Below are 22,151 nucleotides of genomic sequence, written 5' to 3' on the forward strand. Positions count from 1 at the left end.
TTCCTGCCGATGTTACAGGATCACCGAATGTCCGGTAAAACCATAGATCGCCAGCGCCAGCACGCCGATGTAGACCAGCGTGATGGGCAGGCCCCGGAACGCTTCCGGGATGGCCTTGCTGCGCAGGCGGTGGCGGGCCTCCGTCACCAGCAGCACGGCCAGCACATAGCCAAGGCCGCTGCCAAAGCCGAAGCCCCAGCTCTGGCCCAGCGTAAAGCTCTGGGTGCGCTCCACCAGCACAGTGCCCAGCACACAGCTGTTCAGCGCGGCCAGCGGCAGGATGCGCAGCAGGGCGCTGCGGTGGGGCAGGCCCTTTGCCAGCCACAGCACCGCATACTCGGCAAAGCACACCACCGCGATGCTGGCGATATACACCAGCGGGCGCAGCTGGGCACGGTTTGCCAGCGGGGCGATCCCGCTGCCCGCATACCAGGCGATGGGGGCCACCAGCACCTGGGTGATGCACAGCTGCAGGCCGAACAGCCAGCTGCTGGTGCGGTCGTCGCCCACCAGCTGCACCAGGCGCGAAACGCCCAGCGCACGGGTAAAGACGGCGTTCTGCGCAAACACCGCCAGCACGGCATAGCTGAAAAATTCAGCCGAAGTGATCACAACGTCTCTCATTCTCCGTGCTCCGCCTCCTTCTGGTGATTCACGGCCACAAGGCTGCGGGCTTCCTTTTCCAGATATTCACGGCGCTTTTTCGCCAGCGCACGCCAGACGGCGCACAGCACGCCCAGCACGATGAAGCCGCCCGCCGGCATGCTGGCCATGGGCAGCAGCGCCCGGCTGCCCACAGCAGCCCCGAACACGGTGCCCGCACTCAGCCATTCGCGCACGCAGCCCAGCAGCACCAGCAAAAGCGCATAGCCCACCGTGATGCGGAGGCCCTTGGACACCGCCTTGTGCACCGTCTCCTGCACGCGGCCGAAGCGGTAGGTCAAAAGCGGCTCCACCGTGAGCAGGGGCAGGTAGATGCCCAGGCTCAAAAGGCCCGTGCCGAACACGGCGTTCAGGATGGGGTACGCCGCCAGATACACCACCGCCGGGCTGAAGGCATAGATCAGTGCACGGGGCAGCAGCTTTTTCTGCAGTTCTTCCTGCGAGGGGTCTTCGTCCCGCAGGGGTACCAGACGGCTCAAAAGGCAGGCCACCACGCGGGAGGGCACCAGCAGCAGCGCCACGGCGGCGGCCAGCATCACGGCGTTCTGGCCGGAGGTGGCAAGCACCACCAGCGGGGCCAGGCCCATGCCCTGCATGACCACCGGGTTATTCAGAAATACGCGGTCGTGGTGGGCAAACTTGGCCGGGTCTTTTACGATGAGTTCTGCCGTCACTTTTCTCATTGTGCGGCCTCCTTTCCCGGCCCGGGCTGCCGATGGGTCATGCGGTACAGGCCCGTCTCGGTGCGGTCGATCCAGGCCGAAATGCTGTTGACCACCAGCAGTGCAAAGCACACGCCGGTCTCATACACGCCATAGTAGCGGAAGCCCATGGACACAAGGCCCACCAGCACGCCGTACAGCACCCGGCCCATCCGGTGGTGGGCACAGGTGTAGGGCTCGTTGAGCAGGAACACCGCGCTGAACAGGATGGCACCGGTGAGCAGCTCGTCCCGCATGCACTGCAGACGGGGCAGGGCGTTCGTCAGCACGGCGCTGTCGGCCAGGCCTGCCTGCCGCGGGAAGAAGAAGGCGATGAGTGCACAGGTGGCCAGAAAGCTCACGGATGCCGACATGTGGGCATCCTTCTGCGTCCACAAAAACAGCCCGCAGGCCAGAATGATCAGGGCTGCGCCGGTGCCCATGGGGGCGGCATATTCGCCCAGCCCCAGCGCCAGCGAACCGATGTTCAGCATACCGCCGCTGCGCAGGGTGTCCTCGATGGCGCTGGATATCGGCACCGACGAGGCATCCCACAGCGGGATGGCGGTGTAGGGCTGCGGATAGCGGAACACCTGTTCCGGCCAGGACACCGCTGCCACCACATAGCCCACAGCGGCAGGGTTAAAGGGGTAGCTGCCGTAGCCGCCGAAGATCTCCTTGCCGATGAGCACACCGGCCAGCACCGCCGCCACCAGCACATAGATGTCCACCGTGGCGGGCATGAGCAGGGCGATGACAAGGCCGAAGCTCTCGTTGGAAAAATCGCTGGCCTGATACACGCGGCGGCGCAGCAGCGACACCAGACGGTCGCACAAATTTCCGGTGAGCACCGCGATGCCGCACAGCAGCAGCGGGCGCAGACCGTACAGGTAGCAGGACATGCACAGCAGCGGAATGGCCATAAAGCAGATGTGCTTGTAGTAGCGGCCGGTCTTCTGCAGCTGGGCTTCCTGCTCTTGGATCAAAGCTTCATCCATACACGGCACCTCTCAAAGGGCGGCAAGGCGCTGCACGGCTGCAGCCGGGTCGGCCGCGCCGAACACGGCGCTGCCCGCCACCAGAATGTCCACACCGGCGGCCACGCACAGGGGTGCGGTGGTGCTGTCCACACCGCCGTCCACTTCCAGCAGGTAGGCAAGGCCGCGCTTTTCCCGCTCGGCCTTGAGCCAGGAGAGCTTCTCCAGCGCCGAGGGCATGAACTTCTGCCCGCCGAAGCCGGGCTCCACGCTCATCACCAGCACAAGGTCCAGCTGGTCCAGATACGGTGCCAGCGCTTCCGGCTGAGTGCCGGGCTTGATGGTCAGGCCCACCTTGCAGCCCAGCGCCTTCACGGCGTCGATGGTCTGCTGGATGTCGTCTTCGCACTCGAGGTGGAAGTTGTACAGGGTCGCACCCGCCTTGATGAAGGCTTCGGCATACTGCAGCGGGTGGCTGATCATCAGATGCACGTCATAGAAGGCATCGGGCAGGTTCTTGTGCAGGCTCTTGAGCACCGGCACGCCAAAGCTGATGTTGGGCACGAAGTGGCCGTCCATCACGTCGTAATGCAGCATCTGCGCACCGGCGTCCAGCACCATGCGGCAGTCCGCACCCAGTTTGCCAAAATCGGCCGAAAGGATCGAAGGACTTACGATTGCCATAGTATATCTTTACGCTCCGTTATCTTTAGCAGTTTTTGTCCCATGCGTTTCACATTTCGCCGCATTTTCTGCGGCAAAATCCACGAAGGCATGGTTACTCTTTAGTTTACATGAAAACGCGCAAAAAATCAAACCCGCCGCCGTCTTTTTCACCGAAATGACGTAAATGGCAAGATTTGTCCATTTGCGGCATTTCCTTTGTCAGGCAGACCATTTTAAATGGCCTCCACTTCGTTCTGGCCATCTTCAGCGGAAATTTTATTTTTAATTTCGCGTTTGTCGCGCTCTGCGGAACTTGTCGGGGCAAAGCCCCTCCATCTGCCGACGCAGACCGCTCGCCGCTTAAAAGCCCCACTGGGGCTTTCATTGCTACGCAAACGCGGAGCGCTCCAAACGCACTTTCACCCAAAAGGCCGGTATGGTAAACTGCATCTTTATCCTTGCTGCGCGGACGCTCCCGAAGGGAGCCAGCGGCAGCAGATGCCGTTTCTCTTGACGGCCCCTCCCGTGAAAAGGCAAATCGAAAAAATCCGCAGATTTTTTCGATTTGCGAATAAAAAATTTTATTTCCGCTATTTATGGCCAAAGCGAACGCGGCGGCCATTTTCAATCGTCAACGCAAAAGCAGCCAGACCGCCCCGATGCTGGGGCAGTCTGGCTGCGGGTTCATTCAACAGGCTTCATGCTGGCGGGGTCTTCCACGGTGGGTTCGCCGCCCGCTTCGTCCGGCAGGCGCTTCATGCCGCCGGGGTTCGGGGCCACGGTGGGCAGGGTGAACACGAATTTGCACCACTCGCCCTGTTCGCTCTCCACCCGGATCTGGCCGCCGGAAAGGTTCACCAGTACCTTGCAGATGTTCAGGCCAAGGCCTGCGCCCCGGGCGTGCAGGCCGCGGGAGCGGTCCTCTTTGTAGAACCGCTGGAACACATAGGGCAGCGCCTCCGGGCTGATGCCCTGGCCGGAGTTCCAGATGGAGATCTCGGCCTCCGGGCCCAGCTTTTCCACATGGAAGCGGATGGTGCCGCCCGCCGGGGTGAACTTGATAGCGTTGTCCAGCAGGTTGTAGGCCACCTGATGGATCAGGTCCGGGTCCGCGTAGACCAGCACCTTTTCGTCCATGGTCAGGCCTTCGATCTCGATCATGCCGTCGTTGATGCGCTGCTCGGCCGAGAGCGCCACGCCGGTGAGGGTCTCCCAGATGTTGAACATCCGGGCGTTGACCTGATATTCGCCGCTTTCCAGCTTGGAAAGGTCCAGCATGTTCTGGATGAGCCGCGCCAGACGTCCCGTCTCCTCGCTGACCAGCTGCAGGTAGTGGTTCTGCATGTCCGGCGGGATGGTGCCGTCCAGAATGCCGTCCACAAAGCCCTTGATGGTGGTCATGGGGGTGCGCAGCTCATGGGCGATGTTACCCATGAACTGGCCCCGGGAGTTGTCGTTGTTCTGGATGTTCTCGGCCATGCGGTTGAAGGTGCGGGCAAGGTCGGCCACTTCGCCTTCGCCCTCCACGCCCTCGACGCGCACCGAAAGATCGCCGCCGCCAAAGCGCTGGGCGGCATCCGTCACCTTCTGCAGCGGGTCGGTCAGGCTGCGCATCAAAAGCTTTGTCAGCAGGCTGGCGCACAGCAGCATCACGCAGGCAGAAAGCAGGAAGTTGGACCAGAACTGCTGCTTGAACTGGGTCAGCTGGTTGCCGGAGGAGCACAGGAACACATAGCCGCTGGGCTGGCCGTGTTCGTTGCACATCTCGCTGACCGTGATGTAGCTTTTCTCGCTCAGCACGCCGTCCAGCGTGCCGAACACATGGTAGTAATCCGGGCCGGAAGCGTCGATCTTCTCCATCATCTCGCCCGGCACGGCGTCGGCTTCCAGCTTGTCCGGGCTGGATGCGATCATCACATTGCCGTCGTTGTCCGTAAAGAACAGATAGGCTTCGGCGCTCTCGCCGATGATCTCAAGCTTTGTGCTCAAAGCATCCAGCTCGTCGCCTTCCGGCAGCGCGGCCTGCTGGGCCAGATACTGGGCCGTGCGCTGGGTGACGCCCACCACCTGATCCAGCGTTTCGTAGCGGTCCTTGGCAAAGTAGTTCTTGAACAGCACCCACTCGGAAGCGCCCATCAGCACGATGCCCAGCACCATGAGGGTGGACACCAGCGAGAAGAACGCGGTGGAAACACTTTTGCGCATTACTGACGCACCTCGAACTTATAGCCCACGCCCCACACGGTCTTCAGCTCCCACTTGTCGGAAGCCCCGGCCAGCTTTTCGCGCAGGCGCTTGACGTGCACGTCGATGGTGCGGCTGTCGCCGTAATACTCAAAGCCCCACACCTCGTCCAGCAGCTGGTCGCGGGTGTAAACGCGGTTCGGGTGGGAGGCCAGGCAGTTGAGCAGTTCCAGCTCCTTGGGGGGAGCCTCCACCACCTTGCCCTTCACCCGCAGCTCGTAGCTGTTCATATCCAGCCGCAGGTTGTCGAATTCAATGACGCCCTCGGTGCTCTCGGCCGCAGCCGTGGTGGTCTGGCAGCGGCGCAGCACCGCTTTGATGCGGGCCACCACTTCCTTGGCGTCAAAGGGCTTGACCATGTAGTCGTCGGCACCCAGCTCCAGGCCCAGCACTTTATCAAAGGTCTCGCCCTTGGCGGTGAGCATCATCACCGGGGTGTTGCCTGCCTTGCGGATGCGGCGGCACACTTCCAGGCCGTCCATGCGGGGCATCATCACGTCCAGCAGCACCATGTCGGGTTTGACCTGATTGAACTTCTCCAGGCCTTCCTCGCCGTCGTTGGCCACCGTGACCTGATAGCCCTCCTTGGTCAGGTACAGCCGCAGCAGTTCGCAGATGTTGGTATCGTCGTCCACGACGAGGATCTTTTCGTTCGCCATAATGGTTTCCTCCCGTTTTTATGTCTGAATGCCCGCGCGCGGGCAAAACTGGCAATGGTCTCCACTTTTTATTATACGGGAGAGTTATGACAAAATAAAGAAGGATTTGTATGAATTTTTTGCCGTCGGCCTCCCATTTTCATCTTTGCATCAAAAAAGCGCCCCTGCGCAGCAGGGCAAAGCCCTCCATCACAGGATCGCTTTTTATACATTATTTTTTAGCTCATACTTGTTAGAGATGCATAATAATGCATCTGTGCTGCCTGAAGGAGCGTGTTGTTGTTGTCAACCGATATGGACGCCCACTCTTGCGAGCTTGCCTGATAGTATACGTCCGTCAGATTTTTACAGCCAGAGAAGCAATCCGTCTGGATCGTCCGCAGAGTGCTCGGAATGTAAACCGCCCTTAAGTTGACGCATACGTTTTTGTAGGTTCCCGGAATGATCAGTTTTGTAATTTTTCCACCAAGACCTCCATTCAGGCCCACGATTGTTCTTCCAGACCATTCTGTCGGTAGGGTCAGCTCGCCCGTAGGCTGACTTCCCGCAGCATCATATCCTGTCAGCACAGCTGTTCCGTCCCGATTGTCAGAGATTTTCCAGATAATCTTTGTCGAAAGGTTCCCGGACGATGCTTCCGAAGAACTTGATGCCGGGTTCGACGATGCCGACGAACTGCTTCCGGGTTCCGACGGCGTCGGCTGATGATCGGAAGGCGCCGGCGTACCGGCTCCACCGCCACAGCCAGCCAAAACACTGTTCAGCGATGCCGCAAGTGCTGCCGTGCCTGCCAGCTTTAAAAATTTGCGGCGTTCCATCTTTTTCATTGTTGCATTCCTCCCGTTGCATTTCTGAGGTCTCAATAATTCCGAATGTTTGATACCCATTCGGTTATCATATGTTCAGAATACCATCTTTTCGCGGTACTGTCAAGATATCCATTCAGATATCAGGAGGAAGACTTTATGGCATACTACCGCCGCATCCGCGACCTGCGCGAGGACCACGACCTGACCCAGCGCCAGCTTGCTGCCATCCTGCATATGCCGCAGCCGCAGTACAACCGCTATGAACAAGGCCTGCGCGATATCCCCACCGTCACCCTCGTTCAGCTGGCCGATCTTTACAAGACCTCGACCGATTATCTTCTGAACCGCACAGACGACCCCGCCCCGCCAAAATCCTTATAAAAAACAAACAGCCTTCCGCCGGCATCCATCGTCCGCGAAAGGCTGTTTTTCTGTTTGATTTCGTTCTCACTCAATCATCAGCCGGATGATCTCCTCGTTGGTTTCCTTCATGCCGTCCTTGCCCAGGCGGCCGATGCCTTTGATGGTGGTCTCGATGTCCTTCATCACAATGCCGTCGCCGCCCTTGAACTCCTGATGGCACTTATACATGTTGTAGCCCAGCAGCGCCGCGTCCACCGAGGAGGCGATCTTCGCCGCGCAGGAGGCCTTTGCGCCGTCGCAGACGATGCCGGACACGATGGCCAGTGCGTTGACCACCGTGTGGATGGCCGCTTCGTAGCCATCGCCGCAGAGGTAGACGATGCCTGCGCCCGCACCGGCACCGGCGCTGACGGCACCGCAGTAGGCCGACAGGGTGCCGATGCCGGTCTTTTCGTGGATGGCCACCAGGTTGGAGATGATGAGGGCGCGGTAGAGCTTCTCCTTGCCGCTGTGCAGCTCCTTGGCGTACTCGATGAGGGGCACCGAGCAGGTGATGCCCTGGTTGCCGCTGCCGGAGTTGATGATGACCGGCAACTCACAGCCGTTCATGCGGGCGTCGGAACCGGCGGCGGCCTTTGCTTTGGCCCGGTTGGAGACATCGTTGCCGTAAGTAGAGAGCAGCACCCGTCCGATGTTGGCACCGTAGTCGCCCAGAAGGCCTTCTTCCGCGATGGCGTTGTTGTAGCGGATCTGCCGCTCCAGCAGGTCGGCCACATCCCGCAGGTCGGCGGTCTCGGCAAACTCCCAGATATCCTTCATGTTCAGAAGACTGCGGTCCGCCCGGCTGCTCTCCTGCACCGCTTCGTCCGCCAGCGGCTTTTCGTAGAGCACCTTGCCGTCCTTTTCGATCAGGCAGATGTTGGTGTGGAAGTCCGCGATGCGCACCCGGGCGTAGTCCTGCCCGCAGCGCTCGGTGACGATGATATCGAACACATGGCCCTGTTCGATGTGCTCAATGGAGATGGGCACCGTCTGCAGGTAATCCCGGATGGCAGCCTGCTTGTCCGCACTGACCTCGGCGATGACCTCCAGCTCCTTCTCGGCGGAACCGGCGATGATGCCTGCGGCGGCCGCAGCTTCCATGCCCTTCAGGTGGCCGGTGTTGGGCACGATGACGCTTTTCACGTTCTTGATGATGCTGCCGCTCACCTGCAGCTGCACGCTCTCGGGCAGCACGCCCAGCACCTCGCGGGCCTTCGCGGCGGCATAGGCCAGCGCAATGGGCTCGGTGCAGCCCATTGCCGGGATGAGCTCCTCTTTCAAAATTCCCACATACGCCTGATAGCGCGGGTCGCTGCGTTCCATATCCTTCCCAGCCTTTCCTGTTATTTTAATATTTACCAATAGGGATAGTATACTATAGAACCTGCCCGATGTAAAATGGTTTGTTTTTGCCCGGCGGGCCGCCCGCGCGGAAAAGCCCTTGCGCTCGCTGTTTTCTTCGCGTATAATGATAGATGTATTTTTATGCCCTTTCCGGGCAGAGCGTGTATCAGAAAAACGTGTAAGGAGCGTATTTTATATGAAACTCGGTATCGTGGGACTTCCCAACGTCGGCAAGTCCACTCTGTTCAATGCCATCACTTCCACCAAGAATGCGGAAGCTGCCAACTACCCCTTCTGTACCATCGAGCCCAACAGCGGCATCGTGGCCGTGCCGGACAAGCGCCTGGACAAGCTGGCCGAGATCTGGCAGACCAACAAAAAGACCCCCGCTATCGTGGAGTTCGTGGACATTGCAGGTCTGGTAAAGGGTGCCAGCCAGGGCGCAGGCCTGGGCAATAAGTTCCTGGGCCACATCCGCGAGTGCGACGCCATCGTGCACGTGGTGCGCTGCTTTGACGACGACAACATCATCCATGTGGTGGAGGATGTCTCCAAGGCCGAGGCTGTGGACCCCATCGCCGACATCGACGCCATCGACTATGAGCTGATCCTCTCCGACCTGGAAGTGGTGCAGAACCGTGCAGGCCGCATGGCAAAGGCCGCCAAGAGCGGCAACAACAAGGGCGCTGCCGCCGAGGCCGCCTGGCTGCAGAAGCTGGCCGACCACCTGAGCACCGGCAAGCCCGCCCGCAGCTTTGACTTTGATGAGAGCGACACCGAGCAGCAGACCGTGCTGCACGAGATGGGCCTGCTGAGCGCAAAGCCGGTGCTGTACGCCTGCAACGTGGGCGAGGACGACCTGATGGAGGGCATCGAGAATAACAAGTATGTCCCGCTGGTGGCCGCCCGCGCCAAGGAGGAGGGCGCACGCTATATCCCCATCTGCGCCAAGACCGAGGAAGACATTGCCGATTACTCCCCCGAGGAAAAGAAGGAGTTCCTGGCCGAGATGGGCATCGAAGCCAGCGGTCTGGACAACCTCATCACTGCCAGCTATGACCTGCTGGGCCTGATCTCCTTCCTGACCGACGGCAAGAAGGAGTGCCGCGCCTGGACCATCCGCAAGGGCACCAAGGCTCCGCAGGCAGCCGGTAAGATCCACAGCGATTTCGAGCGCGGCTTCATCCGTGCCAGCGTCATCGGTTACAGCGACCTGGAAGCCAACAACTTTGACTATGCCGCCGTCAAGGCCAAGGGCCTGCAGCGCACCGAAGGCAAGGAGTACGTCGTCAACGACGGTGATGTGATCGAGTTCCTGTTCAATGTGTAAGGAGTTTCCTATGATTTTCGGTATTATGGGCGCAATGCCCGATGAAGTCGATCAGCTGTGTGCAAAGCTGGAAAATGTCACCTTGGAGCCCTACGGCGGCGTGGAGTACCACAAGGGCACGCTGGCAGGCAAGCAGGTGGTGGTGTGCTGCGCCGGTATGGGCAAGGCCAACGCCGCCGCCACCACGCAGGTGCTCATCACCAAATTTGGTGCCGAGAAGATCATCTTCTCCGGCATCGCCGGCAACATGACCAGCAAGATCGGCATCGGCGACGTGGTCATCGGCAAGACCGTGCTGTACCACGACGCCCAGCTGGACATGATCTGCCAGAACCCGCCGTTCCTCAAGGAGTACACCGGCGACCCGGCGCTGATCGCCGCCGCCGAAAAGGCCTGCGCCGACGCGGGTGTGAAGGCGCTGGTGGGCAAGATCGCCACCGGCGACCTGTTCGTGGGCGACAGCGAGACCAAAGCCGCCATCGAGGCCAAGTGTGCCCCCGACTGCGTGGAGATGGAAGGTGCCGCCGTGAGCCAGATCGCCGCCAAGAACGGCGTGCCCTGCGTCATCCTGCGCGCCATGAGCGACAACGCCGACGAGGACGGCCACGAAGTGCTGGTGGTGAAGAAATTCAGCATCGCGGAGTATGTGGCCACCGCGACGAAGATCGTGGCTGCTATGGTGGAGAGCCTGTAAAAAACGATGTACCTGCGGTATGATGTCTGCTGCCGCAGATGATGTTTTGCTTTGCAAAATGATGTGCCGCTTCTGCGGCAATAAAGCCGCCTGTCAGGTATCACTGCCTGACAGGCGGCTTCGTTTTCTCATGCGCCGCAGCGCACATCATTCCATCATTTTTCCGTGAAAAACATCATGATCCTGCAAAGGATCACATCATTACAAAAACTGTTCCAGCTTTACCCGGCTGTCCTCCTGAAAGTCCTGCAGGCGCTGCACAAGGCGCTTGGTGCCCGGGGCGGCGTTGGGGTAGTCCTTCTGGGCCTTTACGCAGTCCACCACGCCCATGCCGCTGCCCTGGGTGAGCATCTCGGCCAGGTTGCGGGTAGATTTGTCGGTCAGGGTCTTCATGCTGATGCCCATTTTGGTGTTGAATTTTGCCATGGCGCTCTGGCCCTGGGCGGTGCCGCCGCAGGCCTCGATGGCGGTGTGGGCTTCCTGATTGAGCTGGTGGTATACGTTGCGCTGGCGCAGCAGCTCGGCCTTGAACTGCACATCGTCGGTCATGGGCACGATCTGCTCCAGCGTGTTCTTGCCCATCTCGGTGTTCTGCACCACAGCTTCCAAAAGGTTCAGGTTGTCGTTTTTCTGATTTTCCATACAAAAAATCCCCCTTCTGGCTTTAGCTTGTGCCGGAAGGGGGATTTTATTCTGTCATTCAGTGTTCCCGGATGCAGTCGCCGCCGACGGCCTGGGCCGCCCGCAGGCGTTCGTCGCATTTTTCGTACAGTGTCTGCCAGTTTTTGGCCTGCACATCCTCCAGCCCGGCCACGCCGCAGCTCAGAGTGAAGGGCACCCGGTGCATCATGCCCACCGTGGTGATGCAGGCGTGAGGCATCTGCTCGTAGAGCAGGCGCATCTCGTCGGCCAGCTGCTTTGCGTCGGCGTCCAGGCTGCCCACCACAAAGATGCTGCCGGTCAGGCGGCAGACGATGCGGGCAGCGGGGGTGTCGAAGCTCTTTTTCCACTGGTTGCCCACGAAGCAGTGCAGCTGGTCCATCACGGGCTGGCCGTAGGTGTCCCGCAGCTTCTGGCCGTTGTCAATGGACACCAGCGCCACGGCGGCCTTGCGGCCCTCGGCGGCGCACTGCTCCAGCTTGGCGGCAAACACGGTCTCCAGATAGCGGCGGTTGTACACGCCGGTGAGGAAGTCGTGGCTCATATCCTCGCGGCACAGCTCCCGCTCCCGGGGGGTCATACGCTCCTCGGGCAGGACATTGCCCGCCAGCGGGGCCGCCATCTGCAGTTCAAAGCACTTGCCGTCGGCTTCCACCTGGCGGCGCAGCACGCAGTCCACCCGGCCGTTGCGCAGCTCGTAATCCACACGCAGGCCGTCGTCCTGCCAGCCGTCACCCGGCTGTTCTTCGGTCAGGGTAACCGTTTCAAAGGCCGCCTGTGCCGTCTGTGCCAGACTGCGCAGGTCCTGCTCGGTCCATTCTTTTTTCATAATTTTTCCCCATCATCTGCGCACACAGCACTCCCATACGCTGTGTGCCATTTCCAGTTTCCCGCATCACTTCGGGAAACGCTCTGCTCATTATACCGCAAATTCCTCTGCCATTCCGTTGCAGCGGTCATGCCCTGCCGGACAGCAAATAAAAAACGGTATAATGCCGCCTTGCTTTAGCGACATTATACCATTGCATCGAACCGTTTACCAGCAAAACGCACAAATTTTTGCCGGAGTTTTCACATTTTCGTCAGATTGTCGAACATCTTCCGCTTCCAGCCTTCGGATTATACGCGGCAATACACACTGCATTCGTCGGCAATGGTTTTTGCCAGTGCCTTGGTGTCAAAGCCGGAGGCCGCACGCCAGGCCCAGTTGCCGCCCAGGCGGCCCGGGGTGTTCAGGTGTGCTTCCGCGCCCAGACCCAGCCAGTCGTACATGGGGATGATGGCCCGGTCAGCCACCGACCCCAGCGCTGCGCGCAGCAGAGCGATGCGGACATCATCGGTCCGGATGGCCGCCAGCTCCTTTGCGGTGGGCTTTACGCCGGTCAGGTGCAGGTAAGCGGCAGCGGCAGCCTTTTCCTTTTCGGAAGCGCCGTTCTCCCACCAGTCGGTCAGGGTGGTGTTATCGTGGGTGCCGGGATACACTACGCTGTTCTTGACGTGGTTGTGGGGCAGATACTCGCTGTCCCCACCGCTGAAGGCGAACTGCAGCACCTTCATGCCCGGGAAGGTGCTGTCGGCCAGCAGCTTTCGCACACTGGGGAACAGTTCGCCCAAGTCCTCGGCAATGATGGGCAGCTTGCCAAGGGCAGCTTCCAGCGCATCGAACAGCTCCATGCCGGGGCCGTTCTCCCACTTGCCGGTGCGGGCGGTGGTGCTGTCCGCCGGAATGGCCCAATAGGTATCGAAGCCGCGGAAGTGGTCGATGCGCAGCAGGTCGTAGATGCCCAGTGCGTGGCGCACCCGGCGCACCCACCACGCGTAGCCAGTCTTTTTGTGGTAGGCCCAGTTGTACAGCGGGTTGCCCCACAGCTGACCGTCGGCAGAGAAGTAATCCGGCGGGCAGCCCGCCACACGGGCAAAGCCGCCGTCGGCATCCAGCTCAAACAGCGCGCCGCCCACCCATGCATCCACCGAGTCGGCAGAGACGTAGATGGGGATATCGCCCAAAATCTTTACGCCCTTTTCGTTGGCATAGGCCTTCACGGCCTGCCACTGGGTGGCGAACTTGTACTGCACAAATTTCCAGAAGCCGATCTCCTCCGCGTTTTCGGCGGCAAAGGCGGCAAGGGCCTTCCTGTCGCGCAGACGGTAGGGCTTGTCCCACTCCACCCAGTTCTTCATGCCGTTGGCCACTTTCAGGGCCATGTACAGGGCGTAGTCGTCCAGCCATTCCTCATTGGCGAGGGTAAAGGCATAATAATCATCCGGGAAGTAATAGCTGCAGCCGTGCAGCCCGGTGCACTGCTTGCGCCATGCGGCGTAGGCGGTGCGCAGGACTTTAAAGCGGCTCACATACAAAGTGCCGTAGTCCACCTCTTTGGGGTCTGTGCCCCATTTTTCGGCCTTGAGCTGGGCGGCGGTGAGCAGGCCTTCTTCCTTCAAAGCGTCGAGGTCGATAAAATAGGGGTTGCCCGCAAAGGCCGAGCAGCTCTGATAGGGGCTGTCACCGTAGCCGGTGGGACTGAGCGGCAGGATCTGCCAGATCTTCTGGCCCGCTTGTGCCAGAAAATCCACAAACTTGAATGCTTCCTTGCCAAAGCAGCCAATACCGTAAGGGCCGGGCAGGCTGGACACCGGCATCAGGATTCCACTTTCACGCATGCTATTACCTTCCTCATTTTTAACATTTTATGGGAATATCGTTGTTTCTTATCATAACATATCCGCAGACTATTTTCCACAGGCAAAAAACGTGGTATACTGAAAAAGATGACGCTTTGAACTCCCTCAGTCAAAACCTGACGGTTTTGACAGCTCCCTCGGGGAGGGAGCCTCTGGCGCGCCCGCAAGCTTTTCGCTTTAGCCGGGAAGTTCCTACTTGCCGCAAGCGTGCAGGGACGCTCCGCTGGGCCAGAGGCAGGGAGGGGTGTTCCGACTCCCCCCTCCCTACCTCTGGACTCCACCCACCCCGCAACGGGCCAAGGGCTACTCGCCCTTGACAATCCTAAAGCAGAAGTCGAAGCACAAAAAAGCTAGCGCTGCGCCAGTCGGCGCTATCGCTTTAACGCTTTTTTCGCTTCTCCATTTAAAGCCCCTCAGTCGCTGCGCGACAGCTCCCCCCGGGGGAGCAAGCGCTCGCCCGCAGCGCCGCGCTTTCGTAGAAAGCGGCACTGCAAATGCAGTTTGGGGTCACGACCCCACCCGTGAAAATGCGTTTGGAGCGGCCCGCAGGCCGCGACAAACGCGAAATTAAAAATAATTTTTCCGCTGAATATGCCCAGAGCACAAGCGGAGGGCATTTTCAATCGTTCTATCTACAGGAGGTACTCGCGCTATGCAGCGCACTGAAAAATATTTTGAACGCGACGCCTTCCGCACCGAGGGCGAAGGCCATATCCTCGCCGCCGAAGCCGACACCAAGACCGGCGGCGGGCGCATCGCGCTGGACGGCACGGTGTTTTACCCCGAGGGCGGCGGCCAGCCCGCCGACCGGGGCACCCTGACCCTGCCGGACGGCACCGTGCTGAACGTGACCGATGTGCACGAGCATGACGGCATCATCTGGCACAGCGTGGATGCTCTGCCGGAAAGCGCGGTGCCCGGCACCGCCGTCACCGGCCGCATCGACTGGGAATGGCGGTTCGACAAAATGCAGCAGCACACCGGCGAGCACATCCTTTCCGGCATCCTGCACCAGATGTTCGGGGCCGAGAATGTGGGCTTCCACATCGGGGCCGAAGCCGTGCGCATGGACACCAGTGTGCCCATCCCGCCCGAGGGCCTGCAGGCAGCGGAACTTGCCGCCAACCGCATCATCTGGCAGAATGTGCCGGTGGTCATCACCTACCCGACCCGGGAGGAGCTGGCCCAGATGACCTACCGCTCCAAAAAGGAGATCGAGGGCCAAGTGCGCATCGTGACCATCCCGGGCGCGGACGTGTGCGCCTGCTGCGGCACCCACACCGCCACATCCGGGCAGGTGGGCCAGATCAAAATTCTGGCATCCGAGAACTACAAGGGCGGCGTGCGGCTGAGCGTGGTGTGCGGGCAGCGGGCACTGCTGGCCGCGCAGGCCATGCGCGCCCGGCAGGCCGATATCGGCGCGCTGCTCTCGGCCAAGGCCGACCAGACCGCTGTGGCCGTGCATCGTGTCTACGACGAGTATACTGCTCTCAAGTTTACACATTTTGGCATGTGTGCCCAGCTGTTTGACGCCCTTGCCCAGCTGGTAAACCCCGGTGAGGATGCCATCCGCACCGTGCCGGGCCTTGACCCGGACGGCCTGCACCGGCTGGCGGTGCGCCTGACCGAAGCCACCACCGGCCTGTGTGCCGCGCTGACGCCCACCGAAAAGGGCACCGGCTACTGCATCGCGCAGGCCGACGGCGACGTGCGCGCCCTGACCAAAGCCCTGAATGCCGCCCTGAACGGACGCGGCGGCGGCAAGCCCGGCATCTGTCAGGGCAGCTGCGCCGCTGCACCGGAACAGGTGGAGGAATTTTTAAGAAAGACGAAATAACTCCTTCCGTCATCGCTGCTCGATGCCACTGCTCCCCTTTTTGTCACTCGCGTGACATCTGTTCCTCTCTTTGTCACCTGCAGTGACATTTCTCCCCGGCGCGGGGAGAATCTGTCCCGACCGGGGGAAGTCTTTCCTCTCAGGGGGCTTCTATTGCAAAACCGAATAGCTTTCCCTCTTATGGTCAAAAAGCTCCCCCTTTCGGGGGAGCTGCCGAGCGAATGCGAGGCTGAGAGGGTTCACAACATCAAGGAGAACAACAAACTATGAGAATGCGTTTCAAACCCTATGCCCACGACGAGCTGATGGCAGCCGACTTCCATGTGCACGAGCCGCTGATCTGGGGCGGCAGGTGGCACGCCCAGTACGCCCGCCCGGAGCAGCCCTTCGTGCTGGAGCTGGGCTGCGGCAAAGGCGGCTTCATCTCCCAGCTGGCCTGCGCCCACCCGGAGAACAACTACCTCGGCATCGACATCACCGACAAGGTGCTCATCCTCGCCAAGCGCAAGATCGAAGCCGCCTATCAAGCCGCGAACCGCCCCATCGACAACGTCAAGATCATGAGCACCGACATCGAGCGCATCAAGGGCGTCATCACCGCCGAGGACGAAGTCAGCCGCATCTACATCAACTTCTGCAACCCGTGGAGCAAGAACGGCTCCTCCCACAAGCACCGCCTCACCTACCCGCGCCAGCTCATCAACTACCGCGAGTTTTTGAAGGACGGCGGCGAAATTTATTTCAAGACCGACGACGACGACCTGTTCCGCGACAGTCTGGAGTACTTCCCCGCTTCCGGCTACGACATCGAGTGGATGACCTTTGACCTGCACGAGAACGAGCCGGCGTGGAACATCCGCACCGAGCACGAAGGCATGTTCACCGAAATGGGCATCAAGATCAAGGCCCTGATCGCCCGCAAGAACCCGGACCCCGCCAGCGTGACCTGGATCGAACCCAAGGTGCTCAAGCGGCAGGCCCGCGAAGCCGCCGAGGCTGCCGCCAAAGCCGCACAGGAAGGCGAAGCCCATGAATGACCCCTGCGAAGTCTGCCTGAACAACGTGCAGGACGAATACGGCAGCTATTACTGCGCCGAGGGCGGCTCCCTGGACGAGGACGAGATGGCACGCTATCTCTCCCACGCAACCGCCGCCTGCCCGTTCTTTGAACCGGGCGATGAATACAAAATTGTAAACAAGCAGATCTGACAAAAGCAGTCATCCCGCCCTCTCAGTCTCGCTTCGCTCGACAGCTCTCCCGAAGGGAGAGGTGGCATTGCGTCAGCAATGACGGAGAAGGCGAGGAACTTAAAGTTGGAGGTATTTTATGCTTTCCTTTCTGACGGACACCGTGGTATTCGGTTTTTCGCTGTACCACATCCTGGCGTACTTCCTGATCTACTCCTGCATCGGCTGGTGTCTGGAGGTCATCTACGCCGCCGCCACCACCGGCCAGCTGGTGAACCGCGGCTTTCTCAACGGCCCGGTGTGCCCCATCTACGGTTTTGGCATGATTTTGGTACTGTTCCTGCTCACCCCGCTGCAGGGCAGCATCCTGCTGCTGTACATCGGCGGCGTCATCCTGCCCAGCGCCCTGGAACTGGTGGGCGGCTGGCTGCTGTATAAGGTCTACCACACCCGCTGGTGGGACTACAGCGACTTCCCCTTCAACATCGGCGGCTACATCTGCCTGGAATTCTGCCTGCTGTGGGGCGTGGGCACGCTGGTGGTCATGCGCATCGTCCACCCGGTCATTGCCAGCTTTGTGGATATGATCCCGCCCTTCGCCGGGCTTGTGCTCATGTGCGTGCTCTACGCCGTGTATGCGGCCGATGTGGTGGTCACTGCCTTTGCGGCATCCGGCCTTTCCAAGACGCTGGACGCCATGGAACAGCTGGCAGACAGCATCCACGCCGTGAGCGACGCCATGACCCAGCTGCTGGGCATCACCACCCTGACTGCCGACCAGAAGCTGGACGAGCAGCGCCTGCAGCTCAAGCTGGCCGCCGCCGAGGCCCGCGACGCTGCGCCGGAAAAGCGCAGCCTGCGTGAGACCATGGCCGCCGTCCGCGCCAAGACCGACGAGGCCATGGACGCCGCCAAGCACGCTTCGGAGATCGCCAAGCTCAACGCGGCCGAAGCCGCCAAGGCTGCCCAGCTGGCCGCCAAGGGCACGGCCGAGCGCGCCGCCGAACTGCTGAAGCTGGAACAGCTGGCCGCAGAGCTGCAGGCCCGCAGCGACGAGATGCAGGCCCAACTGCTGCGCACGCCCCGCATCATCGGACCGCGCCGCATGATCCGCGCCTTCCCGGACCTGAAGCACGGCGTGAAAAACACCAGCCTGAAGTCGCTGCGCCAGCTCCTTGCCAAGAAAGACGAGGACCCGCAGGACACCGACAAACAGGCCTGACCCGCACGCAAAAAAGCAGCCGTTCCCCGGCCGGGGAACGGCTGCTTTTGATTTTTGCTGCTCTTACTGCCAGAGATCTTCCGGGTACTGGCCTTCGGCGGTCTTGCGGGCAATGGCCTGCACCACCAGCGGCTTATCCTCGCGGTAGGTCACGCCGTACCATTTATCGGTGCTGCGCAGCACCTGAATTTTTGCCTTGCCTTCTTCGATGAGTTCCGTCACCACAAGCGGCAGGAAATACTCGCACTTGAGCGGATTTTTCGGCAGGTTCTCGGTCAGCCAGCCTGCAAAGCGCTGCTCGGCTTCATCCAGGAAGCTGCGGCCGAAGCCCCACAGGTTCATGCTCACAGGCGTCTCGCCGGGCAGGTCGGTCCAGCTTGCGCCGCCATCCTCGGTGTAGTGCACGCCGCCCTCGTAAGTCTCGATGCGGGTGCGCTCGGTGACGCTGTGCAAAGTGCCATCGGGGTTGGTGACGCACACGCCGCGGGCCACGCTGCCGTTTTCGGACACGGTGTTTTTGAGCAGGTAGCTCACCATACAGTAGTCGTAGAAATCGCCGTCCTCGTGGGTGGACAGGTAATCGTACATCACCCGGAAGGCCTCGGGGCCGTAGTAGTCGTCGGCGTTGATGACCGCGAACGGACCGTCGATGAGGTCCTTTGCTGCCAGCACGGCGTGGCAGGTGCCCCAGGGCTTGACGCGCCCCTCCGGGATGGCAAAGCCTGCGGGCAGTTCGTCCAGCTGCTGGAAGGCGTATTTCACGTTCATAGCCTTGGACACGCGGTCGCCGATGGCGGCCTTGAACGCCGCCTCGATCTCATGCTTGATGACGAAGATCACCGTCTCAAAGCCTGCGCGGCGGGCGTCGTAGAGCGAATAGTCCACGATGACCTGGCCGTTCGGGCCCACCGGGTCGATCTGCTTCATGCCGCCGTAACGGCTGCCCATGCCGGCCGCCATGACCACCAGTACCGGTTTGTTCATATCAGGTTCCTCCCCTGTTCAAGCCGCAGATGCGGCAGAATGCTCTTTGGCTTATTATACTCCCGTTGCAGGGCGGGGGCAAGAGCATTCACCCGCTTTCTCAAAACGCGCAGCAAGGCGAGTGTGCCGGGTGAGAAGTCTCTTTCCTTTTGGCAAGGTAAAATTTCCAAAATATGCAATTTATTCTTGCGAAAGTATTGTTTTCAGCATGTAAATATTGTATACTGATAGCATCGACCGCAGGTTTTACCTGCCAAAAATCCGTTTTGAAGGAAAGTTTCGCTTTCCAATCCAACCAGGAAAGAGGTATTTTATCATGAATGAAGCCGTGACCAAGCGCTTTCTGCTGTACTTCCGCCTGATGCTGCTGGCGTGGATCCTCATTGCCAACGCCATCATCCACGTGACCGGCATGGAATACAGCTGGCTCATCTTCCTGAGCAATATCATGATGTTCACACTGGAAGGCGACGTGAAAGACCGCTTCTGGACGGTGGAGCTGGGCGGTCTGGTGGGCCTTGTCCTCACCGTCGTAGCCCTGCTGAGCATCACCGCGCTGACCCCGGTGCTGGGCGGCTTCTTCGGCTTCCTCATCCCGCTGGCCGTGGTGCTGTTCATCCTCATCATCCTGCACCCCTATGCCCCCAAGGTGCTGAATAACGTGGGCTTTGCCTACCTGACCGTGGCCTGCATCGACACCACCGCCCTGGCCACCCACCTGCCCCAGTTCTTCATCACCTTCATCGTGGGTTCCGTCATCTTCAACGGCGTCTGCGTGCTGCTGATGAAGCCCGCCAAGGCCCTGGCCGTCAAGAGCGTCCAGAAGGAAAACGCATAATTTCCTGCCCCTTTACAGAACATATAGCAACAGGAAAGGCCCCGTTCCGATCGGAACAGGGCCTTTCCTGTTTTTCGTCTATTTTACAAGCTTCTGCTTACAGGCTGCGGCTGCGGATCTCGGCAGTCACCTTTGCGATGAATGCATCCAGTTCCATCGTGGTGGTCTCGCCCTTGCGGTCACGCACGGAGACATTGCCTGCCTCGGCCTCCTTGGCACCCAGAACCAGCATATAAGGCACGCGGTCCACCTGCTGTGCAGCACGGATCTTGTAGCCGATCTTCTGGTTGTCGTCGTCCAGCACCACGCGGACGCCGGCCTCGGCCAGCTTCTCGGTCACGCCCTGGGCGTAGTCCAGGGTCTTTTCGGAAACCGGCAGCACCTTGACCTGGGTGGGAGCCAGCCAGGTGGGGAACTTGCCCTTGGTCTCCTCGATCAGGTAGGCCATGAAGCGGTCCAGAGAGCCCAGGATGGCGCGGTGCAGCACCACGGGGGTCTTCTCGGTGCCGTCCTTGTCCACATAGGTCAGGTGGAACTTGGCGGGCAGGCAGAAGTCCAGCTGGCAGGTGGACAGGGTGTACTCCGCACCCACAGCGGGCTTGACGTTCACGTCCAGCTTGGGGCCGTAGAAGGCAGCCTCGCCGATCTCCTCGGTGAAGTGGATGCCCAGCTCGGTCAGCACTTCGCGCAGGGCCTGCTCTGCATGGTTCCACATGGCATCATCGTCGTGGTACTTCTTCTTATCGGCAGGATCACGCAGGCTCAGCACGCAGCGGTAATCGGTAATGTTGAAGTCCTTGTACACCTCAAAGATCAGGTCGCACACATTTGCGACCTCGCTCTTGATCTGCTCCGGGGTGCAGAACAGGTGGGCATCGTTCTGGCAGAAGTGACGGCCGCGCTCGATGCCCTTCAGGGTGCCGGAGGACTCGTAACGGAAGTCGTGTGCGATCTCACCGATGCGCATGGGCAGGTCACGGTAGGAGTGGGGACGGTTTGCGTAGATCATCATGTGGTGGGGGCAGTTCATCGGGCGCAGAACATAGCTCTCGCCCTCCATCTCCATGGCGGGGAACATGTTCTCACGGTAGTGATCCCAGTGACCGGAGGTCTTATACAGGTTCACAGTGCCGATGCAGGGAGTCATCACGTGCAGGTAGCCGCGTGCACGCTCCTTCTCCTTGATATAGTTCTCCAGCTCCTGCCAGACGGTGTAGCCTGCGGGCAGGAACATGGGCAGGCCGCGGCCCACCAGATCATCGGTCATGAACAGGCCCATCTCCTTGCCGATCTTGCGGTGATCGCGCTCACGGGCCTCCTGCTGCTCCTTCTCCCATGCGTCCAGCTCTTCCTGATTGCGGAAAGCCACGCCGTTGATACGGGTGAGCATCTTGTTTTCCTTGTCGTTCTTCCAGTAAGCGCCGGACTGCTGGGTGATCTTGAAGGCCTTCAGCGCCTTGGTGTAGGTCAGGTGGGGTCCGATGCACATATCCACGTACTCGCCCTGCTGGAAGAAGCTGAACTCGGTCTCATCGGCCAGGTCAGCCATGTGCTCGATCTTGTAGTTCTCCTTGCGCTCCTCCATCAGCTTGACGGCCTCGGCGCGGGGCAGGATGAAGGGCTTGATGGGCAGATTCTCCTTGACGATCTTGCGCATCTCTTTTTCAATGTTGGCAAGGTCTTCGTCGGAGAGCTTGGTGTCGCCCAGATCGACATCGTAGTAGAAGCCGTTCTCGGTGGCAGGGCCAAAGGCGAAATCAGCCTGCGGGTACAGGCGCTTGATGGCCTGTGCCATGATGTGGGCTGCGGTGTGGCGGATGACGTGCAGTTCCTGGTCCTGCGGGCACTCGTCCACATGGCCGTCCTTATAGATGATCTTCATGGTGTTTGCTCCTTTGACAAGATAAAATAAAAAACAAAAAAGACGCTTCACCCCGCACCAATAACGGGATGAAGCGCCTGATAAAATCATCAACAGCGTTCCACGGTTCCACCCGAATTGCGCGCCTTTTCTAAAAGGTACGCCGCTCGCTGCGCTGTAACGGGCACGCCCGGCAGAGGTTCGCCTCTGCACTCTGCGGTGGTAGAAGCCGGGGCCATGGCAGGCTGCTTGCAGCACCCGGAAACGGGGCAGCCCTCTCTGCGGCATGGGGTACGGAGCTTCGGTTTGTCCGCATCAACATTTTCAACAGGATGAAACTACGCTGATTGTAGCACGCCGGTGCGAAAAAATCAAGGGATAGATGCT

Annotated in this window: 22 protein-coding genes; 8 read left to right on the forward strand and 14 right to left on the reverse strand. The window is 60.2% G+C overall.

Translation table 11 applies throughout. From position 1 onward, the window contains the following. Positions 1 to 12: 12 nt before the first annotated feature. The 8 genes from CGS49_RS03990 to CGS49_RS13910 all read right to left on the reverse strand — a co-directional run bounded on the left by CGS49_RS03990 (position 13) and on the right by CGS49_RS13910 (position 6,737). On the reverse strand, positions 13 to 624 hold the full coding sequence (locus tag CGS49_RS03990; RefSeq protein WP_097800622.1) for an electron transport complex protein RnfA: 612 nt from the start codon (positions 622 to 624) through the stop codon (positions 13 to 15). Next, a complete protein-coding gene (locus CGS49_RS03995; protein WP_097800623.1) occupies positions 621 to 1,346 on the reverse strand; it encodes an Rnf-Nqr domain containing protein in 726 nt (241 codons plus the stop codon). The genes CGS49_RS03990 and CGS49_RS03995 overlap by 4 nt, the downstream gene beginning before the upstream one ends. After that, on the reverse strand, positions 1,343 to 2,362 hold the full coding sequence (locus CGS49_RS04000; protein WP_097800624.1) for an RnfABCDGE type electron transport complex subunit D: 1,020 nt from the start codon (positions 2,360 to 2,362) through the stop codon (positions 1,343 to 1,345). Before CGS49_RS04000 ends, CGS49_RS03995 begins: the two co-directional genes overlap by 4 nt. Before the next feature lie 12 nt (positions 2,363 to 2,374). After that, positions 2,375 to 3,025, reverse strand: coding sequence for a ribulose-phosphate 3-epimerase (gene rpe, locus CGS49_RS04005; RefSeq protein WP_097800625.1), 651 nt, complete (start codon positions 3,023 to 3,025; stop codon positions 2,375 to 2,377). 106 nt (positions 3,026 to 3,131) lie between these two features. Then, complete coding sequence (locus CGS49_RS13905; protein ID WP_143405808.1) at positions 3,132 to 3,629, reverse strand: hypothetical protein; 498 nt, start codon at positions 3,627 to 3,629, stop codon at positions 3,132 to 3,134. A 62-nt stretch (positions 3,630 to 3,691) separates the two neighbouring features. Further along, the gene (locus CGS49_RS04015; RefSeq protein WP_097800627.1) at positions 3,692 to 5,212 is read right to left on the reverse strand and encodes a sensor histidine kinase; all 1,521 of its coding nucleotides are present in this window, start codon (positions 5,210 to 5,212) and stop codon (positions 3,692 to 3,694) included. After that, complete coding sequence (locus CGS49_RS04020; RefSeq protein ID WP_097800628.1) at positions 5,212 to 5,910, reverse strand: response regulator transcription factor; 699 nt, start codon at positions 5,908 to 5,910, stop codon at positions 5,212 to 5,214. Before CGS49_RS04020 ends, CGS49_RS04015 begins: the two co-directional genes overlap by 1 nt. Positions 5,911 to 6,128: 218 nt before the next feature. Further along, positions 6,129 to 6,737: a leucine-rich repeat domain-containing protein gene (locus CGS49_RS13910; RefSeq protein ID WP_143405809.1), complete on the reverse strand. Its 609-nt coding sequence runs from the start codon at positions 6,735 to 6,737 to the stop codon at positions 6,129 to 6,131. Positions 6,738 to 6,875: 138 nt separating this feature from the next. On the opposite strand from CGS49_RS13910, the gene CGS49_RS04030 reads away from it, so the two are divergent. Next, on the forward strand, positions 6,876 to 7,100 hold the full coding sequence (locus CGS49_RS04030) for a helix-turn-helix domain-containing protein (RefSeq protein WP_097800630.1): 225 nt from the start codon (positions 6,876 to 6,878) through the stop codon (positions 7,098 to 7,100). 66 nt (positions 7,101 to 7,166) lie between these two features. Here CGS49_RS04030 and CGS49_RS04035 read toward each other — a convergent pair whose 3' ends face one another. Then, positions 7,167 to 8,447 carry an L-cysteine desulfidase family protein gene (locus CGS49_RS04035; protein WP_097800631.1) on the reverse strand — a complete coding sequence of 427 codons (1,281 nt, stop codon included), beginning with the start codon at positions 8,445 to 8,447 and terminating at the stop codon, positions 7,167 to 7,169. A gap of 217 nt (positions 8,448 to 8,664) precedes the next feature. Between CGS49_RS04035 and ychF the strand changes: the two genes are divergently transcribed. Together ychF and CGS49_RS04045 are read left to right on the forward strand one after the other, a co-directional pair. After that, on the forward strand, positions 8,665 to 9,798 hold the full coding sequence (gene ychF, locus CGS49_RS04040) for a redox-regulated ATPase YchF (RefSeq protein WP_097800632.1): 1,134 nt from the start codon (positions 8,665 to 8,667) through the stop codon (positions 9,796 to 9,798). A gap of 10 nt (positions 9,799 to 9,808) precedes the next feature. Further along, positions 9,809 to 10,492 carry a 5'-methylthioadenosine/adenosylhomocysteine nucleosidase gene (locus CGS49_RS04045; RefSeq protein ID WP_097800633.1) on the forward strand — a complete coding sequence of 228 codons (684 nt, stop codon included), beginning with the start codon at positions 9,809 to 9,811 and terminating at the stop codon, positions 10,490 to 10,492. A 201-nt stretch (positions 10,493 to 10,693) separates the two neighbouring features. On the opposite strand, the gene CGS49_RS04050 is transcribed toward CGS49_RS04045, so the two are convergent. The 3 genes from CGS49_RS04050 to malQ all read right to left on the reverse strand — a co-directional run bounded on the left by CGS49_RS04050 (position 10,694) and on the right by malQ (position 13,813). Next, positions 10,694 to 11,134 (reverse strand): hypothetical protein, encoded by a 441-nt coding sequence (locus CGS49_RS04050; protein ID WP_097800634.1) that lies wholly within the window; start codon positions 11,132 to 11,134, stop codon positions 10,694 to 10,696. Between the two features lie 58 nt (positions 11,135 to 11,192). Next, the gene (locus CGS49_RS04055; RefSeq protein WP_097800635.1) at positions 11,193 to 11,981 is read right to left on the reverse strand and encodes a sensor domain-containing diguanylate cyclase; all 789 of its coding nucleotides are present in this window, start codon (positions 11,979 to 11,981) and stop codon (positions 11,193 to 11,195) included. 290 nt (positions 11,982 to 12,271) lie between these two features. Next, positions 12,272 to 13,813 (reverse strand): 4-alpha-glucanotransferase, encoded by a 1,542-nt coding sequence (gene malQ / locus CGS49_RS04060; RefSeq protein WP_097800636.1) that lies wholly within the window; start codon positions 13,811 to 13,813, stop codon positions 12,272 to 12,274. 673 nt (positions 13,814 to 14,486) lie between these two features. Here malQ and CGS49_RS04065 point away from each other — a divergent pair. The 4 genes from CGS49_RS04065 to CGS49_RS04080 all read left to right on the forward strand — a co-directional run bounded on the left by CGS49_RS04065 (position 14,487) and on the right by CGS49_RS04080 (position 18,081). After that, positions 14,487 to 15,671, forward strand: coding sequence for an alanyl-tRNA editing protein (locus tag CGS49_RS04065; RefSeq protein ID WP_097800637.1), 1,185 nt, complete (start codon positions 14,487 to 14,489; stop codon positions 15,669 to 15,671). Between the two features lie 266 nt (positions 15,672 to 15,937). Further along, entirely contained in the window at positions 15,938 to 16,708 is a 771-nt protein-coding gene (trmB, locus tag CGS49_RS04070; RefSeq protein ID WP_097800638.1) for a tRNA (guanosine(46)-N7)-methyltransferase TrmB, read from the forward strand. Then, complete coding sequence (locus tag CGS49_RS04075) at positions 16,701 to 16,880, forward strand: DUF6472 family protein (RefSeq protein WP_097800639.1); 180 nt, start codon at positions 16,701 to 16,703, stop codon at positions 16,878 to 16,880. Before trmB ends, CGS49_RS04075 begins: the two co-directional genes overlap by 8 nt. A 118-nt stretch (positions 16,881 to 16,998) precedes the next feature. Next, positions 16,999 to 18,081, forward strand: a complete 1,083-nt coding sequence (locus tag CGS49_RS04080; RefSeq protein ID WP_097800640.1) for a putative ABC transporter permease — start codon at positions 16,999 to 17,001, stop codon at positions 18,079 to 18,081. 63 nt (positions 18,082 to 18,144) lie between these two features. On the opposite strand, the gene CGS49_RS04085 is transcribed toward CGS49_RS04080, so the two are convergent. Next, positions 18,145 to 19,065, reverse strand: a complete 921-nt coding sequence (locus CGS49_RS04085) for a nucleotidyltransferase family protein (RefSeq protein WP_097800641.1) — start codon at positions 19,063 to 19,065, stop codon at positions 18,145 to 18,147. A gap of 316 nt (positions 19,066 to 19,381) precedes the next feature. Between CGS49_RS04085 and CGS49_RS04090 the strand changes: the two genes are divergently transcribed. Beyond that, a complete protein-coding gene (locus CGS49_RS04090) occupies positions 19,382 to 19,903 on the forward strand; it encodes a hypothetical protein (protein WP_097800642.1) in 522 nt (173 codons plus the stop codon). Between the two features lie 97 nt (positions 19,904 to 20,000). Here CGS49_RS04090 and thrS read toward each other — a convergent pair whose 3' ends face one another. Next, the gene (thrS, locus tag CGS49_RS04095) at positions 20,001 to 21,785 is read right to left on the reverse strand and encodes a threonine--tRNA ligase (RefSeq protein ID WP_097800643.1); all 1,785 of its coding nucleotides are present in this window, start codon (positions 21,783 to 21,785) and stop codon (positions 20,001 to 20,003) included. Positions 21,786 to 22,151 lie beyond the last annotated feature (366 nt).

Source organism: Faecalibacterium langellae (assembly GCF_002549775.1).
In the GTDB taxonomy this organism is placed as follows: Bacteria; Bacillota; Clostridia; order Oscillospirales; family Ruminococcaceae; genus Faecalibacterium; species Faecalibacterium langellae.

What these genes read in the sequence shown, in the direction of transcription:
- thrS (WP_097800643.1), bottom strand. Translation starts at nt 21,785, where the DNA reads ATGAAGATCATCTATAAGGACGGCCATGTGGACGAGTGCCCGCAGGAC.
- CGS49_RS04085 (WP_097800641.1), bottom strand. Translation starts at nt 19,065, where the DNA reads ATGAACAAACCGGTACTGGTGGTCATGGCGGCCGGCATGGGCAGCCGT.
- CGS49_RS04080 (WP_097800640.1), top strand. Translation starts at nt 16,999, where the DNA reads ATGCTTTCCTTTCTGACGGACACCGTGGTATTCGGTTTTTCGCTGTAC.
- CGS49_RS03995 (WP_097800623.1), bottom strand. Translation starts at nt 1,346, where the DNA reads ATGAGAAAAGTGACGGCAGAACTCATCGTAAAAGACCCGGCCAAGTTT.
- CGS49_RS04000 (WP_097800624.1), bottom strand. Translation starts at nt 2,362, where the DNA reads ATGGATGAAGCTTTGATCCAAGAGCAGGAAGCCCAGCTGCAGAAGACC.
- CGS49_RS04050 (WP_097800634.1), bottom strand. Translation starts at nt 11,134, where the DNA reads ATGGAAAATCAGAAAAACGACAACCTGAACCTTTTGGAAGCTGTGGTG.
- trmB (WP_097800638.1), top strand. Translation starts at nt 15,938, where the DNA reads ATGAGAATGCGTTTCAAACCCTATGCCCACGACGAGCTGATGGCAGCC.
- CGS49_RS04090 (WP_097800642.1), top strand. Translation starts at nt 19,382, where the DNA reads ATGAATGAAGCCGTGACCAAGCGCTTTCTGCTGTACTTCCGCCTGATG.
- CGS49_RS04045 (WP_097800633.1), top strand. Translation starts at nt 9,809, where the DNA reads ATGATTTTCGGTATTATGGGCGCAATGCCCGATGAAGTCGATCAGCTG.
- CGS49_RS04075 (WP_097800639.1), top strand. Translation starts at nt 16,701, where the DNA reads ATGAATGACCCCTGCGAAGTCTGCCTGAACAACGTGCAGGACGAATAC.
- rpe (WP_097800625.1), bottom strand. Translation starts at nt 3,025, where the DNA reads ATGGCAATCGTAAGTCCTTCGATCCTTTCGGCCGATTTTGGCAAACTG.
- CGS49_RS04035 (WP_097800631.1), bottom strand. Translation starts at nt 8,447, where the DNA reads ATGGAACGCAGCGACCCGCGCTATCAGGCGTATGTGGGAATTTTGAAA.
- CGS49_RS03990 (WP_097800622.1), bottom strand. Translation starts at nt 624, where the DNA reads ATGAGAGACGTTGTGATCACTTCGGCTGAATTTTTCAGCTATGCCGTG.
- CGS49_RS04065 (WP_097800637.1), top strand. Translation starts at nt 14,487, where the DNA reads ATGCAGCGCACTGAAAAATATTTTGAACGCGACGCCTTCCGCACCGAG.
- ychF (WP_097800632.1), top strand. Translation starts at nt 8,665, where the DNA reads ATGAAACTCGGTATCGTGGGACTTCCCAACGTCGGCAAGTCCACTCTG.
- CGS49_RS13910 (WP_143405809.1), bottom strand. Translation starts at nt 6,737, where the DNA reads ATGAAAAAGATGGAACGCCGCAAATTTTTAAAGCTGGCAGGCACGGCA.
- malQ (WP_097800636.1), bottom strand. Translation starts at nt 13,813, where the DNA reads ATGCGTGAAAGTGGAATCCTGATGCCGGTGTCCAGCCTGCCCGGCCCT.
- CGS49_RS04055 (WP_097800635.1), bottom strand. Translation starts at nt 11,981, where the DNA reads ATGAAAAAAGAATGGACCGAGCAGGACCTGCGCAGTCTGGCACAGACG.
- CGS49_RS04020 (WP_097800628.1), bottom strand. Translation starts at nt 5,910, where the DNA reads ATGGCGAACGAAAAGATCCTCGTCGTGGACGACGATACCAACATCTGC.
- CGS49_RS04015 (WP_097800627.1), bottom strand. Translation starts at nt 5,212, where the DNA reads ATGCGCAAAAGTGTTTCCACCGCGTTCTTCTCGCTGGTGTCCACCCTC.
- CGS49_RS04030 (WP_097800630.1), top strand. Translation starts at nt 6,876, where the DNA reads ATGGCATACTACCGCCGCATCCGCGACCTGCGCGAGGACCACGACCTG.
- CGS49_RS13905 (WP_143405808.1), bottom strand. Translation starts at nt 3,629, where the DNA reads ATGGCCGCCGCGTTCGCTTTGGCCATAAATAGCGGAAATAAAATTTTT.